The organism is Oscillibacter sp. KLE 1728, assembly GCF_934833455.1.
GTDB classification, from domain to species: domain Bacteria; phylum Bacillota; class Clostridia; order Oscillospirales; family Oscillospiraceae; genus Oscillibacter; species Oscillibacter welbionis.
Genome location: NZ_CAKVVF010000050.1, coordinates 1 through 14,641, shown reverse-complemented (window position 1 = coordinate 14,641; position 14,641 = coordinate 1). Strand labels below are relative to the sequence as shown.

15 protein-coding genes, 1 tRNA gene and 1 pseudogene are annotated in these 14,641 nt (G+C 63.2%); 7 read left to right on the top strand and 10 right to left on the bottom strand.

Going from position 1 to position 14,641, the window contains the following annotated elements; all coding sequences use genetic code 11:
* From rsxC to QVE23_RS07190, 4 genes are all read left to right on the top strand, one after another.
* On the top strand, positions 1-1,184 hold a 1,184-nt coding region (gene rsxC / locus QVE23_RS07205; protein ID WP_287967844.1), incomplete at its 5' end, for an electron transport complex subunit RsxC.
* Positions 1,181-2,155: an RnfABCDGE type electron transport complex subunit D gene (locus QVE23_RS07200; RefSeq protein ID WP_287967843.1), complete on the top strand. Its 975-nt coding sequence runs from the start codon at positions 1,181-1,183 to the stop codon at positions 2,153-2,155. The genes rsxC and QVE23_RS07200, both read left to right, overlap by 4 nt.
* On the top strand, positions 2,152-2,691 hold the full coding sequence (locus QVE23_RS07195) for an FMN-binding protein (protein WP_021751592.1): 540 nt from the start codon (positions 2,152-2,154) through the stop codon (positions 2,689-2,691). The genes QVE23_RS07200 and QVE23_RS07195 overlap by 4 nt, the downstream gene beginning before the upstream one ends.
* Before the next feature lie 6 nt (positions 2,692-2,697).
* Positions 2,698-3,159, top strand: a complete 462-nt coding sequence (locus tag QVE23_RS07190) for a hypothetical protein (RefSeq protein WP_021747743.1) — start codon at positions 2,698-2,700, stop codon at positions 3,157-3,159.
* A gap of 466 nt (positions 3,160-3,625) precedes the next feature.
* On the opposite strand, the gene QVE23_RS07185 is transcribed toward QVE23_RS07190, so the two are convergent.
* Positions 3,626-4,507, bottom strand: a complete 882-nt coding sequence (locus tag QVE23_RS07185) for an SIR2 family NAD-dependent protein deacylase (protein ID WP_273482605.1) — start codon at positions 4,505-4,507, stop codon at positions 3,626-3,628.
* Complete coding sequence (locus QVE23_RS07180; protein ID WP_287967842.1) at positions 4,452-5,246, bottom strand: protein-ADP-ribose hydrolase; 795 nt, start codon at positions 5,244-5,246, stop codon at positions 4,452-4,454. Before QVE23_RS07180 ends, QVE23_RS07185 begins: the two co-directional genes overlap by 56 nt.
* Positions 5,247-5,596: 350 nt before the next feature.
* Between QVE23_RS07180 and QVE23_RS07175 the strand changes: the two genes are divergently transcribed.
* Positions 5,597-5,929 (top strand): winged helix-turn-helix transcriptional regulator, encoded by a 333-nt coding sequence (locus QVE23_RS07175; protein ID WP_021747739.1) that lies wholly within the window; start codon positions 5,597-5,599, stop codon positions 5,927-5,929.
* Between the two features lie 151 nt (positions 5,930-6,080).
* Here the strand turns inward: QVE23_RS07175 and QVE23_RS10950 are convergent, their stop codons facing one another.
* Positions 6,081-6,467, bottom strand: coding sequence for an AEC family transporter (locus tag QVE23_RS10950; RefSeq protein WP_353847674.1), 387 nt, complete (start codon positions 6,465-6,467; stop codon positions 6,081-6,083).
* Positions 6,468-6,522: 55 nt separating this feature from the next.
* Positions 6,523-6,939: pseudogene (locus QVE23_RS10945) on the bottom strand (AEC family transporter); the annotation flags it as partial.
* Between the two features lie 256 nt (positions 6,940-7,195).
* Here QVE23_RS10945 and QVE23_RS07165 point away from each other — a divergent pair.
* Both QVE23_RS07165 and QVE23_RS07160 read left to right on the top strand, forming a co-directional pair.
* Entirely contained in the window at positions 7,196-7,519 is a 324-nt protein-coding gene (locus QVE23_RS07165; RefSeq protein ID WP_394802903.1) for a rhodanese-like domain-containing protein, read from the top strand.
* 1 nt (position 7,520) lies between these two features.
* Positions 7,521-9,212 (top strand): FAD-dependent oxidoreductase, encoded by a 1,692-nt coding sequence (locus QVE23_RS07160; protein WP_287967840.1) that lies wholly within the window; start codon positions 7,521-7,523, stop codon positions 9,210-9,212.
* Positions 9,213-9,271: 59 nt separating this feature from the next.
* On the opposite strand, the gene QVE23_RS07155 is transcribed toward QVE23_RS07160, so the two are convergent.
* From QVE23_RS07155 to QVE23_RS07130, 6 genes are all read right to left on the bottom strand, one after another.
* Positions 9,272-9,661 carry a hypothetical protein gene (locus tag QVE23_RS07155; protein ID WP_021747735.1) on the bottom strand — a complete coding sequence of 130 codons (390 nt, stop codon included), beginning with the start codon at positions 9,659-9,661 and terminating at the stop codon, positions 9,272-9,274.
* A 395-nt stretch (positions 9,662-10,056) separates the two neighbouring features.
* A tRNA-Gly gene (locus QVE23_RS07150) sits at positions 10,057-10,132 on the bottom strand.
* A gap of 37 nt (positions 10,133-10,169) precedes the next feature.
* Positions 10,170-10,865: a hypothetical protein gene (locus QVE23_RS07145; RefSeq protein ID WP_021747733.1), complete on the bottom strand. Its 696-nt coding sequence runs from the start codon at positions 10,863-10,865 to the stop codon at positions 10,170-10,172.
* A 53-nt stretch (positions 10,866-10,918) separates the two neighbouring features.
* The gene (locus QVE23_RS07140) at positions 10,919-11,515 is read right to left on the bottom strand and encodes an LUD domain-containing protein (protein WP_021747732.1); all 597 of its coding nucleotides are present in this window, start codon (positions 11,513-11,515) and stop codon (positions 10,919-10,921) included.
* Between the two features lies 1 nt (position 11,516).
* Positions 11,517-12,371, bottom strand: a complete 855-nt coding sequence (locus QVE23_RS07135; protein ID WP_021747731.1) for a YitT family protein — start codon at positions 12,369-12,371, stop codon at positions 11,517-11,519.
* Positions 12,372-12,395: 24 nt separating this feature from the next.
* Positions 12,396-14,641 (bottom strand): DNA gyrase subunit A (locus QVE23_RS07130; RefSeq protein ID WP_502919079.1); only part of this gene is annotated, 2,246 nt, incomplete at its 5' end.

Sequence of the window (14,641 nt, the reverse complement as noted above, 5' to 3'; positions counted from 1 at the left end):
TCGGAAAGCCCTGCACGCCCCTGGTAAAGGCCGGGGACCATGTGGACATGGGGCAGAAGATCGGTGACGGCGAGGGACTGTGCGTCCCTGTTCACGCCTCGGTGTCAGGCACCGTGAAGGCCGTGGAGCCCCGGAGCCACCCCAGCGGCCAGCCCCATCTGGCTGTGGTGATCGAGAACGACTTTCAGAACACCTACCACAGCGCGGTCCCGCCCTGCGCCGACACGGATGCCCTGGACGCCGACGCCTTGATCCGCCGCATTCGGGAGGCCGGGCTGGTGGGCATGGGCGGTGCCACGTTCCCCACCGATATCAAGGCGAACATCGGGAAGGTGGAGACCCTGATCGCCAACGCCTGTGAGTGTGAGCCCTATATCACGGCGGATGACGCCCTACTCTGCACGGATGCGGACCGGGCGATTCGCGGACTGCGGCTGCTGCGGCAGCTGCTGAAGCCCCGGCGGACAGTGATCGCCATTGAGGACAACAAGGAGCGGGCCGTTTCGATCCTGACGGACAAGCTGAAGCAGCAGGACGAGGTGGAACTGGTCGTGCTGCCCACCCGCTACCCCCAGGGGGCGGAGAAGCAGCTCATCCAGGCAGTCACCGGCCGCCAGGTCCCCTCCGGCGGATTTCCCAAGGATGTGGGGTGTGCGGTCTTCAACATCGCCACCTGCGCCAGCGTATGCCGGGCCGTGGCGGACGGGGAGCCCATCCTCCGCCGGATCGTCACGATCACCGGCCACGGGATCAAGGAGCCGAAAAACCTGATCGTCCCCATCGGGACGCCTTTCGCCCACGCCATCGAGGCGGCGGGCGGCCTGCAGGGGGATGTGTGGAAGGTCATCGCCGGAGGCCCCATGATGGGCCGTTCCCAGGCGGATCTCTCCACGCCGGTAATCAAGGGCACCAACGCCATTGTGGCGCTGACCAGCGCCGATGACCTGGAGTCTCCCCACCCCTCCTGCATCCGCTGCGGCAGGTGCGTGTCCGTCTGCCCGATGGGGCTCCAGCCGCTGTACCTCTATCGCTTCTCCCGCTGCCGGGATGTGGGAATGCTTCGGCAATACAGCATTCTGGACTGCGTGGAGTGCGGCTGCTGCGCCTACACTTGCCCGGGGAAGCTGCCCATCGTGGCGGCGATCCGGGAGGGAAAACAGCGGGTAAGGGAGGAACCATCATGAGGTTTGCCATGTCTTCATCCCCGCATATCCGCTGCGGCGACAACACCCGGCGGATCATGCTGGACGTTTTGATCGCGCTGCTGCCCACCCTCCTGGCGGGAACGATCTTCTTCGGGCTCCGCTGCCTGCTGCTTGCGGCGGTATCCATTGCGGCCGCAGGATTGGCCGAGGCGCTCTGGAACAAGCTTACCGGCCGGTACCAGACCGTGGAAGATCTCTCGGCCGCCGTCACGGGGCTGCTGCTGGCGCTGACGCTCCCGGCCACCGTGCCCTATTGGATGGCGGCGGTGGGTGCGGTGTTTGCCGTCATTGTAGTGAAGGCTGCCTTCGGTGGCCTGGGCCAGAACATTTTCAATCCCGCGCTAGCGGCCCGCGCCCTGCTGCTGTTGCTGTTTCCCGCGTCCATGACCCGTTTCGCGGCCCCTGGGGCATCCGTTCCCCTGGACCTGGGCTCCGCAGACGTGGTCACAGCCGCCACGCCCCTCCACAGCATGGTGATGCCCGCGCTGCCGGACGTCCCGCTTTCGGAGATGTTCCTGGGCAGCATCGGTGGGTGTATCGGTGAGGTCTCCGCGCTGGCGCTGCTGATCGGGGGCGGATATCTGGTGGTCCGCGGGGTCATCAAGCTGCGGATCCCCGTCAGCTATCTCGGAACGATGGCGGTCCTGAGCTTCGCCTTCGCACCGATGGAACCGCTTCGGTGGATGCTGTACACTCTTCTGGGCGGCGGGGTCCTGCTGGGGGCCCTCTTCATGGCATCGGACTACGCCACCTCCCCCGCCACGCCCGGCGGGCAGGTGCTCTATGGGATCGGCTGCGGCGTGCTGACCGTGCTCTTCCGCTCCGTCGGTCTCTACCCGGAGGGCGTCACCTACGCGATTTTACTGATGAATGCCGCGTCCTGGCTGCTGGAGCGCTTCACGCCCACCCGCCTGTTCGGCGCGCCGCAACGGAAAGGAGGCCTTCGATGAAGGCAAAAGAGCTGCTTGTCAGTGCCGGTTCCCTGCTGCTTGCCGGCCTGATCCTGGTAGTGGCTGGGAATGCCGTGGCTCCCGCCGCGGCCGCAAACGCCGCAGCGGAGCAACAGGAGATGATGGAGACCCTGCTTCCCGGAAGCACGGTCTTCACCCCGGAAGAGGACACGGGGACCGATGCCAATATTACGGCCGTCTGGAAAGGGGAAGGCGGCTGGATCATAGAGACCACTGTGGACGGCTATGCCGGCCCCATCCGCCAGTGGACCGGTGTGGACAGCAATGGCCATGTAACAGGTCTGGTGGTCCGGGACATGGAGGAGACCTTCGGCCTGGGCCGGAACGCATTGACGGACATTGATTTTCTGGTACAGTTCGTCGGCACCTCCGGAGAGGCGGAGGTGGGCGGTGGTGTGGACGCGATCACCGGCGCCACCGTCACCTCGCGGGCGGTTGCCCGTGGCGTCAGTTCCGCCTGCGCGTATGTCACCGGTGCAGATGTCAGCACGTCTGCGACAGAGTGGGGAGGTTGATGCTGTTTGAAAAAGATCATTGTATCGCCGCTGTGCACGGCGTCCATCTGCCTTTCCGTGACCTTGCTGGCAGCGGGTCTTGCCGCTCAGATTGCAGCGGCGCTGGTCCCCAACATCATCCTGCCCGCGCTGGACATTCCCACGCTGGCGGCCCTCTCTCTCCTCGCGCTGGTCCTGGAGGTGATCCTCTTTGGGGAGAACCACCGGTTCTGGGCAACCTCGCTGATCGTGGGCACTGTGGCGTTCGGCGTGCTCTCTCTGTGCGCCGGCAGTGTGCCGACGGTGCTGGACGTGCTGCGGGTCGGGATCCTGGGCGGCGCTGTGTTCCTGATCTGTGAGGTGCTGCTCCACTCCATCCTGGACCGGATCTCCTCCGGCGCCGCGGGCAAGTACCCCAGGAGCATGGCTGTGGTGTCCGCGCTGCTGCTGTGGCTTGCTGCACAGATCCTGATGAGTATTGGGATTTAAAACTGCGGTCGGGGTTCCCATACGGCAGGGCAGCGAGCTGCGTGGATCGGTTCGCCGGTACAGTCCAGCTGTTCTGCAAGCCCGGACTATCCGTTCCGGTACCGGTTGTATGCGGAGCACCGGAAGGCCGAAGCCGCCTGAAAAACCCTCCATCGCTAAAAAACAAGGGCCTCCGGCAAGATGCCGGAGGCCTTTTTCATATCCCCGAGAACTGCCGTGAGCTGTGAAAACATCGGACCGCAGCGAAGGATTGGGCGGCAACGTGATCCCGCAAGCTGTGTGTTCTTGTCAATACCGTTGCAAACGCGGCTTTGACGCAAGCCGTTTCAGCTGCCGGCAGGCATTTGGGGATGGTAGTCCATTTTCCCGTGGAGACCCCACCGAGTCTTCCGCACCTCTGTCCCATTTACACAGGGATCACCGGCAAGCAGGGATTTCAATGCGCCTCCCCGGGTGGGGGAAGGTCTCAGTGCTCCAGCAGGGTGAGTCGTTTCAGAATATGTCCGATGTCCGCAGGGATGCAGACAGACCGCCCCCGAATCTCCGGGGGAATATAGGACTCCTTCTGATTGATACAGGCATAGGCAGCGCTCCGGTTCTCCAGGGTCATCTTCCAGAAGGGATACTTGATGATGCCCGGGGTGTTGCCGCCCACCCCCAGCTCCAGGAACAGCAGCCGCCGTCCCCTGTGCCGCCGTAGGAAGTCCTCGTACCGCCGGGCGGCGGCATACCAGCCCGCATCCTGGACGAAGGTATCGTCGCACCGCAGGTTCATGGCCATGGGACAGCCGCACCTGGGGCAGCGTGGCACCAGCTCCGTGGGGATCCGCATGTCCCTCTGTTCTGCAAACATTTTGCGGACGGTCTCCTCGTTGTCATAGGTCTCCTGATGGCAGGGCTTGGAGCACTGCCACAGGCCATAGTCCCCCTGGGTGTAGAACAGCCGCTGCTTGTCGAAGCCCGCCAGCTGGAACTGGTGGTCCACATTGGTGGTCAGGACAAAGTAGTCCTTGTCCTTTATCAGCTTCAGCAGATCGCCATATACAGGCTTCGGCGCCTTTTCATAGCGGTTTACCAGGATCTGCCGGCTCCACCAGGCCCAGTACTCCTCCAGGCTTTCAAAGGGATAGAATCCGCCGGAGTACATGTCCTGGATGTCGTACCTGGACTGAAAGTCGCTGAAATACCGCCGGAACCGTTCGCCGGAGTAGGTCATCCCCGCAGAGGCGGACAGACCCGCCCCCGCCCCGACCACCACTGCGTCCGCAGAGGCCAGGGCCCCCTTCAGCTGCTCAATCGGGTCCGAGGAGACGGCGGTAGATGGCTGCGTCCAGGTCTTTGAAAACATTGAAGATCACCCTTTCTACGGAAGTTGTCTGCTGCTCCAGAAATTCCCGGACCGTTCTCACGGCGATCTCGGCGGCCTCCTGGTTTGGAAAGTGGAACTCCCCGGTGGAGATGCAGCAGAAGGCCACACTGCGGAGATCATGCTCCGCGGCCAGCGCCAGGCAGGAGCGGTAGCAGGCGGCCAGCTCCCGCCGGTCCTTCCAGGTCACCCACCTGCCCACGATGGGCCCCACAGTGTGGAGCACATACCGGGCCGGCAGGTTATAGGCACGTGTCAGCTTGGCCCGGCCGGCGGGCTCCGGGCGGCCCTGGGCCCGCATAATTTCTGCGCACTCGTCCCGGAGCTGGAGCCCCGCCGCCGAGTGGATGGCGTTGTCGATGCAGCTGTGGCAGGGGGCGAAGCAGCCCAACAGAGCGGAATTATCTGCATCCACAATGGCGTCCGCCCGCAGCCGGGTGATGTCCCCCTGCCAAAGGATCAGGCGGGGATCTCCTGCAGTGGGCGGCAGGGCATCCCCGTCCACCACGTCCTTTTCCTCCCGCTCGGTGGACAGGAGGGCATCCTGGACTTCCAAAAATTCAGGGGCTAGGGGCATGGGCGGCCGGACATTCATCAGAGAGCGGAGCAGCCGCCGCTGTGAGAATGCATCCACCGGAAATGCTTCCGCCTGCTCCCGGTACTGAGGCATTTCCGCCAGAAGGGTTTGATTCAAATATTGTACCTGTTCCCTGCGATCCATGGGTCTCCTCCAAAGGAAAGATTCATTGTACGGTCTGATACCGGAAATGCCAGAGCGGAAGCCTGCGCAGAGCGCTCTCCCAGGTGCTTACAGAGGGCGTCCCCTTCTGCGGGAAAGCGCAGGCTGCTTCACCCCTTGCTTTCTATTGTACGGCGGGATTCACCACTCGTAAAGTACGCACAATGCTGTGACATAGGCACCGGGAGGTAACCAATGGGCTGCGGGGCTTTCCACGGGGCGAAATTTCTCATCGCCGCCCCATGGGAGCTTGACAATCGCTCTGCAGGTACCATAAAATATGGATGATATCAGAGGATTTGAAGTGATCGGTATACAGGAGGGACCTGCAGATGGCAGCCGCGGCAAAAGAACTTCCGGCCTGTCCGGTAGAAACCACGCTGACGCTGATCAGTGACAAGTGGAAGGTGCTCATTCTCCGGGATCTGATGCCGGGGACAAAGCGTTTTGGAGAATTGAAGAAGTCCATCGGCTCGGTCAGCCAGAAAGTGCTGACGGCCCAGCTCCGGGAGATGGAGCGGAGCGGCCTGCTGACCCGTACGGTCTATCCGGAGGTCCCGCCCCGCGTGGAATACACGCTGACCGACCTGGGGTACAGCCTGAAACCCATTCTGGACGCCATGAGGAACTGGGGCGAGGCGTATAAGGCCCAAAAACAGGGGTAGCCCTCCCTCAGCGTCAAGCCGCCTGCTTTGGCGGCCTTTGCGGGGCGGTCCCGAGAGAGCCCCGGCCCAGCAAAAAACAGACTGCTCGTGCAGTCTGTTTTTTGGATCCCGCCGTCCCGCAGCGGCAGGGCCCGCAAGGGTGCAGGCTCCCTCAAAGGGGAAACGACTCCATTACCAGAGTCAGGAGCGGGATCGTCAGGATCGAACACAGGGTGGAGGCAAACGCGATCTGCGAGGCAAAGACGGCGTCGCAGTCATACTTGTCCGCCAGAATAGAGCCCGTGCTGCCGGCGGGCATCCCCGTCATCAGGATGCAGACATTGGTCAGCGTCGTGTCCAGGTGGAGCGGTTTGAGCAGTACGCACAGCAGAAGCGGGTACAGGACCAGCCGCAGGCAGGTGTACCACAGAACAGGCTTTGAGAACATGGAGCGGATGGGGGCGTCCGCCAGGATTGTCCCGATGACGAACATGGAGACCGGGACGGTGCAGCTGCTGACCGAGGCGACGGCGCTGTCCAGGAAGCCCGGCAGGGACACCGGCGATGATGCAGGGGTGGCGGACCAGCTTGCGGAAGGCGTCCTTCCTGCTGACGCTGGTGAAGAGGGACAGCCCCGCCGTCCACATGGTGAAGCGGAGCGGGATCTGGAACATGGACGTGTAGATCACGCCCAGATCCCCAAACAGCAGGCGGGCCACCGGCAACCCCACAAAGCTGGAGTTGGAACAGATGATGCCGTAGGAGAGAACGCTCCTCTGCTCCCGAGGGTACTTTCGGAAGAGCAGCTTGCTGCCGTATATGGACATCAGCTGGATGACTGCGGAAAGTCCAACCGCCAGCAGGCAGTTCCGGGCGAAGCCGTCTGGGAACGCCATCCCGCCTAAAAAGGACTCGACGATATTGCAGGGCAGGATCACATCGATCAGCAGGTCGGAGAGCATCTTCCGCCCCGCCGCGTCGATGATCTTCAGCTTTTTGATGAGTACGCCCGTCAGGATCAGAAGGAACATCGTCTCCTGCAGGGACAGCATCTCCCAGAAAAACTCCATCCGCACGCCTCCTGTCCGGTCCCCCGCAGGCCCCGGTCTGCATTGTTATTCATTATATACCACCCAGACGGGATTGCAAGCGCCGGACACTTCTGTGCTTTTGTCACAGAAATCCCGGTCGGCGTGTGGTATACTCTTTTTAAAAGAGCCGCCGGACGGCCCGGCTCCCGGTGCCGGGAGCCCCGCCGCAGCAGCGGCGCGGACAGAAAGGATGCGTATGATGGGATTCTTTGGATTTCTGCAGCGGCCGGACCTGGGACAGGGGCTGGAGCGGTTTGCCGCCACGCCGAACGCCCTGCTGCTGGACGTGCGCACACAGGAGGAATATGCGGACGGTCATATTCCGGAGAGCCGGAATCTGCCGCTGCAGACGTTGGGGCGGACAGAGCTTCTGCCCCCCGCCCGGGAGACGCCCCTCTTCGTCTACTGTCTCAGCGGCGTCAGGAGCCGTCAGGCGGCCGGCCTGCTGCGGCGCATGGGGTATACTGATGTGACGGATCTGGGCGGCATCTGCAACTATCGTGGAAAGGTGGTCAAGTGAGATGAAAGTCATCATTGTAGGCGGCGTGGCCGGAGGCGCCACCGCCGCGGCCCGGCTCCGCCGGCTGGACGAGACCGCGGAAATCGTGGTATTTGAGCGGTCCGGATATGTATCCTACGCCAACTGTGGTCTGCCCTATTACATCGGCGGCGTCATCACCGACAAAGAGGAGCTGACGCTCCAGACGCCGGAGAGCTTCTGGCGGCGTTTCCGGGTGGACATGCGGGTGCGCCACGAAGTCACAGCCATCCACCCGGCAGAGAAGACCGTGGACGTGCGGAATCTCGCCACCGGCGAGACCTTTACCGAATCCTATGACAAACTGGTCCTCTCCCCCGGTGCCCGGCCCACCCAGCCGGCGCTGCCCGGCGTAGGGATCGACCGCCTGTTCACCCTCCGCACGGTAGAGGACACCCTGAAGATCCGGGAATTCATCGAACAGCACCATCCCCGGTCCGCGGTGCTGGCCGGCGGCGGCTTCATCGGCGTGGAGCTGATGGAAAACCTGCGGGAGCTGGGCATCGACGTCACCGTGGTCCAGCGGCCCCGCCAGCTGCTGAATCCCCTGGACGCGGACATGGCCGCCTTCCTCCACGCCAAGCTGCGGCAAAAAGGGGTGCGGCTGCATCTGGGCTGCACTGTGGAGGGCTTTGCCGCCAACGGTGACCGGGTCAATGTGCTGCTGAAGAACGAGGCGCCCCTCACCGCCGACATGGTGGTGCTGGCCATCGGCGTCACGCCGGACACCGGCCTCGCCAAGGCGGCCGGGCTGGAGCTGGGGATCAAGGGCAGCATCCTGGTGAACGACCGGATGGAGACCTCCGCGCCGGACATCTACGCTGTGGGGGATGCGGTGCAGGTGAAGCACTTCGTCACCGGGCAGGACACCCTCCTCTCCCTGGCGGGCCCCGCCAACAAGCAGGGGCGCATCGCGGCGGACAACATCTGCGGCGGAGACAGCCGGTATCCCGGCTCCCAGGGCAGCTCCGTCATCAAGGTATTCGATATGACCATCGCCACCACCGGCGTCAATGAGAAGACGGCAAAACAGGCGGGCATCGACTGCGACAAGGTCTACCTCTCCCCCATGAGTCACGCCGGATACTATCCCGGCGGCAAAGTCATGACCTTGAAGGTGGTGTTCGAGAAGGGCACATACCGCCTGCTGGGTGCGCAGATCGTGGGTTACGAGGGTGTGGACAAGCGGATCGACGTGCTGGCCACGGCCATCCATGCGGGACTCTCCGCCCTCCAGCTGAAGGATCTGGATCTGGCCTACGCGCCGCCCTACTCCTCCGCCAAGGATCCGGTGAACATGGCAGGCTTTATGATCGAGAACCTGTCCCATGGGCTGGTGGAGCAGTTCTTCCCGGAGGATGTGGACGCCCTGCCCCGGGACGGCAGTGTGACGCTGCTGGACGTGCGGACCCCCGGCGAGTACGCCGACGGCCACGCGGAGGGCTTTGTCAACCTCCCGGTGGATGACCTGCGGGAGCGGCTGTGGGAAGTCCCGGTAGGCAAGCCGGTGTACGTTATCTGCCAGAGCGGCCTGCGGAGCTATATCGCGTGCCGCATTCTGGCCCAGCAGGGGTTCAAATGCTATAACCTCTCCGGCGGCTGGCGGCTGTATGAGGCGGTGGTGCGGGACCGGACCGCCGCACAGGAGGCCTGGCCCTGCGGGATGGAGAAGTAAACAGGAAAACGCAAGCCACCCGCTGCCTTTGCAGTGGGTGGCTTCATCCGTTATTTGTCTCAGCAGTCGGACGCGTGTTGATCTGCGGCCTTCTGCGGGTCTGCGGGGTGCGCCGCCCTCTCCTGCCGCAGGGCCGCCAGAATGCCCAGGAACACCGTCCCGCACATATAGAGGTACTGAAACCCCTCATCGCCGCCGCTGGAGTTGAACAGGTGAATGGAGGAGGGATCGTCATCCGGAAACACCAAGACGCCGCAGTACCGCAGCAGTCCATAGGCCATCCCCGCAGCCAAAAGGGCTAGTCCGATCAAAAGGCATACTCTGACACCCCGCCGGAAACGCAGAGTCTTCCGCTGCAGGCCCCAGCGGGCTGCGGCAAAGCAGAGGATGCCGTAAGGTACAGACAGCGGCAGAAACATCAGGGCCATCACCAGAAACAGTTTCAGCATACGACCTCCCTCATCGGTTATGCTATCCTCTCCGGAGCGGGAAGTCAACGGCACGCCTTCAGCGGGGTATCGCGTTTGCCGTCTATCATCCCGGCCCAACAGACCGGCGGCGCCACTACGCCGTTCAAGTATTTTGCCGAAGACAAAACCTTGGCGGGACAAGTTCGCCTCCTACACAAAAAAACAGGACACCCAAAGCTGGGTGTCCTGTTTCACTCTGGAGCGGGCAACGAGGCTCGAGCTCGCTTCCCGGCATCCCGCGAATGGCTGACCGCCATTCGCAGGACCCCTGCCTCACCTCTGATCCAATCGCGCCTTCGGCGCGGGGCGGAGGCAGCGAGTTCGCTTTCTGATGAAAAAACAGGACACCCAAAGTTGGGTGTCCTGTTTCACTCTGGAGCGGGCAACGAGGCTCGAACTCGCTACCTCCACCTTGGCAAGGTGGCGCTCTACCAGATGAGCTATGCCCGCGGAACAAGGGGTATTTTACCAGAGAAACACCCGCTTGTCAAGACTCTTCTGCAAGATTTTCCGAATTTTCTTCCGCAGCAGCCGCGGCGTCTCCGCCCATCACAAACTCGATCAGCCCCACCGGACCCTGTGCCGGATAATAGGAGATCGTCCAGGGCGGCGTCTCTGCCAGACCTCGCGCCTCCCGGAGCTGTGCCACCGTCTCCTCCACCCGGGCCTGGCCGTCCTCTCCCCAATAGCCGACCCGGACCGCCAGCTCTGTGCGGCCCTCGTCCAGCGCCGCCTCCAGCAGGGCGGACAGCGCCTCCGTACTGGTGGCGTTCACCACCGCCTGGATCTGCTCCGCCGTCCGGCGGTAGCTGACCTGGATGCTGATCTCATAGTACCCCCGCTGGGACCGGCTGGAGGCGGTGATATACTCCACGGCATAGGCGCCCATAGGCGTCTCCTGCTGGACCTCCGTAGTGGCCTGCTCCAGTGTGTCCGCCACCGTCAGATCGTCCTCGTAGTTGTAGAGGCGGACCGTGGCGCTCTCCGTGTGCTGGCCGATGAGGATCAGCAGGTCGTTCACGATGTCCTGGTAGTTCTCCGCCCGGAGAGTCCCGGCGGCCTCGCTCTCCCAGAACTTGCTGCTGTGGGGCTCCACGGTGGCATAGTTCCGCTCCAGCAGGGCGCTGCACCCCGTCAGGGACAGGCTGACGCACAGGAGCAGGGTGAGATGGCGCAGCTTCACGGCTCGGCGCCTCCTTTCCGGTCAGAATGGCCCAGGGACGGGCAGGGGCGCGCTTACAGCCCCAGGTCCTCGTCCACCAGCAGGACCTCCGTCTCCATGCCCAGCATAGGCCCCCAGAGAGTCACCAAGGCGCGGCAGACCCGCTCAGGACTCCGGCAGTCGTAGCAGCGGTCCGCCTTCACGGCGCAGGGCGTCTTCTTCCCCAGCTGCCGGGCGCGCTGGGGTGCAGCCACGTTCCGGGCCCGGTACACCGCCGCCTCGTAGGTGGGGGCCAGCTTGTTCCGGCCGATGACAAAGTACACCTTCTCATGGCCGAACAGCGTAGCGGACACCCGGTTGCCGGTGCCGTCGATGTTGACGATCTCCCCCGACTCCGCCAGGCCATTGGCAGAGGACAGGTACACCTGGGTCTGCATGGCCGCCTTCCGGGCGGCGTTCGCCTCCTGCTTCCAGTGCCAGATGACGGTGTTGTGGGCCGCCAGCTTGTCGTACACCCCCAGAGCGTCCAGGGTGGCGGAGCCGCCGAAGCCCACGGTCTTGCCGTCGATGGCGCCGTCCAGGTAGGCCGCGGCCTCCGCCGCCGCCGCAAAGGTGCGTACGGTGTAGCCCCGGCGCTCCAGGGCCTGCTGAACCTTCGTGAAATCTGTCATGTCAAATTTCCTCCTTCTGATAATCCCCAAATCCCTCGCCCAGGATCTCATGGGCGTCGCACACGATGAAAAAAGCCTTCGGGTCGATCTCCCGCAGCATCCGCTTGATGGGCACGATCTCCCGCTGCCTGAAGGCCACCAGCAGTACCTGCTTCTCCGCGCCGGTGTATGCGCCTTTTCCCTGAAGCAGCGTCACGCCCCGGTTCATATCCAGCAGTCCCTGGACCGTCTCCTCCCACCGGTCGGTGATGATGTAGGCCACACGAGAGGTATCCCACCCGTACAGGATCATATCCATGACCTTGGACAGCAGATACATCTGAATCAAGCCATAAAGTGCCGCGTTGACGGTGCCGAACACCACTGCAGCCAGGATCACCACCACCATGTCCGGGATCATCACCAGCTTACCGATGGGCAGCCAGGGGAATTTCAGCTTCAGCAGCTTGCCGATGATATCCGTGCCGCCCGTCGTGGCCCCCTGGGAGAATACCAATCCCAGCCCTACCCCCATCCCGGCGCCGCCGTACAGGGTCGCCAGGATCGGGTCCATCGGGGGGAAGGTATGCATCCATGCAATCACGTCAATGGCCAAGGAACTGACTGCCATGGCGTACAGGCTGCTCACCAGCAGGCGGCCTCCCAGCAGCCGCCAGCCCGCCAGAAACAGCGGCACATTGACAAGGATGGACAGCACTCCCACCGGCAGGACCGGCACCAGGGCGTTCACGATCTGGGCCAGACCCGTCACGCCGCCCATGGCGATCTGGTTGGGGGCTACGAACCAGTCAAATGCCAGGGCGTAGATCACCGCCCCCAGCGTGATGATACCGCAGCTCCTCACCTTCTGCGCCATAGATCTACTCCTTTTCTATCTGATTCAGTCCAGCAGATCCATCTGCCGCTCCTCGGAGTCCTCCTCCCGCAGCAGGGCGCCCGCCGCCGGGAGACTGCGCACCCGGTAGCGGCTCTGGTTGGTGATGGGCGTGTCCTCCAGCGCCTTCACCGTCTCCAGCTGGTACTTTGGCTTCAGGGTCATCACCGCCACCCCCTGGGTGGTGCGGGTGGTCTTGGGAGCCAGCAGAGCGGTGTGGAAAATCAGCGCCCGGGGCTCCGTGGAGTACACCGCCAGCTCGCAGTCTGTATCCAGCCTGCGGATACAGGCCAGGGGCGCCTTGTCGGAGTAGGCCCCCGTCAGCTTGCGGCGGTTGGAGGTGGTCTTGTAGGCGGTCAGGTCCACCCGGGCCGCCTTGCCGTTTGCAAAGAAGAACAGCAGGGCCCCGGCGTAGTCCGGTCCCGGCAGGACGGCGTAGATCACATTCTCGCCGCTGTCCATGGAGAGTTTCGCGGGCAGATAATCCCCCAGGGCGCTGGCCTTGGTGTCTTCAAACTCGCTGAGGCGGGTCTTGTACACCTGGCACCGGTCCGTGAAGAACATGATCTCCGCGCCGTTGGTGGTCTCAAAGGTCTGGGACAATCCGTCCCCGTCCTTGTACTTCTGGTCCGCCGCCATTCGCAAAGAGGCAGGGGTGATCTTCTTGAAGTACCCCTCCCTGGAGAGGAACACATGGACGGAGTAGTCCTCCACCTGAGCCTCCTCCACATAGGTCTCGATCTCGTGGCTGTACACGATGGAGGTTCGGCGGGGCTCGCCGTATTTCCTGGCCGCCTCCGTCAGCTCGTCCACCAGGATCTGCTTCAGCCGCCGGGGGGAGTTCAGGGTGTCCTCCAGGTCGGCGATCTCGTCCTGGAGGGCGGCGGTCTCGTTGACACGCTTGAGGATATACTCCTTGTTGATGTTGCGGAGCTTGATCTCCGCCACGTACTCCGCCTGGATCTGGTCGATGCCGAAGCCGATCATCAGGTTGGGGATGACCTCGGCCTCCTCCTCTGTCTCCCGGATGATTTGGATGGCCTTATCGATGTCCAGCAGGATCCGCTTGAGGCCCTTTAAGAGGTGCAGCTTGTCCTGTTTCTTCTTCATCACGAAGTAGACCCGCCGCCGGACGGACCCGGTCCGCCAGGCAGTCCACTCCTCCAGGATCTGCCGCACCCCCAGCACCTTGGGAGTACCGGCGATCAGCACGTTGAAGTTGCAGGCAAAGGCGTCCTCCAGGGGTGTCAGCTTGTAGAGCTTGGTCATCAGCTTGTCCGGGTCCACGCCCCGCTTCAGGTCGATGGCCAGTTTCAGGCCGGAGAGGTCCGTCTCGTCCCGCATGTCGGCGATCTCTTTCGCCCGGCCCGCCTTGATGAGCTCCGCCACCTTGTCCAGGATGGCCTCCACGGTGGTGGAGTAGGGGATCTCGTAGATCTCGATGAGATTCTCCTCTTTGACGTAGCGGTACTTGGCCCGGACCCGGACGCTGCCCCGGCCGGTCTCATAGATCTCCCGGATGGTGTTCCGGTCGAAGATCAGCTCTCCGCCGGTGGGGAAATCCGGCGCCAGCAGGGTCTCCATCAGGTCGCAGTCCGGGTTCTTCAGATAGGCGATGGTGGTGTCGCAGACCTCCTTCAGATTGAACCCACAGAACTGGGAGGCCATGCCCACGGCGATGCCGCTGTTGGCGGACACCAGAATGTTGGGGAAGGTGGTGGGCAGCAGGGCCGGCTCCTTCATGGTGTTGTCGTAGTTGTCCACGAAGTCCACGGTGTCGCTGTCGATGTCCCGGAACAGCTCGGCGCAGATGGGCGTCAGCTTGGCCTCCGTGTACCGGGGGGCGGCCCAGGCCATGTCCCGGGAGTAGACCTTGCCGAAGTTGCCCTTGGAGTCCACAAAAGGCGTCAGCAGGGCGCCGTAGCCCCGGGAGAGGCGCACCATGGTGTCGTAGATGGCGGCGTCGCCGTGGGGGTTGAGGCGCATGGTCTGGCCCACGATGTTGGCGGACTTGGTCCGGGCTCCCGTCAGCAGACCCATCTTGTACATGGTGTACAGCAGCTTGCGGTGGGAGGGCTTGAACCCGTCGATCTCCGGAATGGCCCGGGAGACAATGACGCTCATGGCGTAGGGCATGTAGTTGGTCTCCAGCGTGTCGGTGATGGGCTGTTCCACCACCGCCGCGTGAAGGCCGATGACGTTGGACGCGTCTACCTTATGCTTGTTGTCGTCGGTTTTTTTCTTTTTGGGCA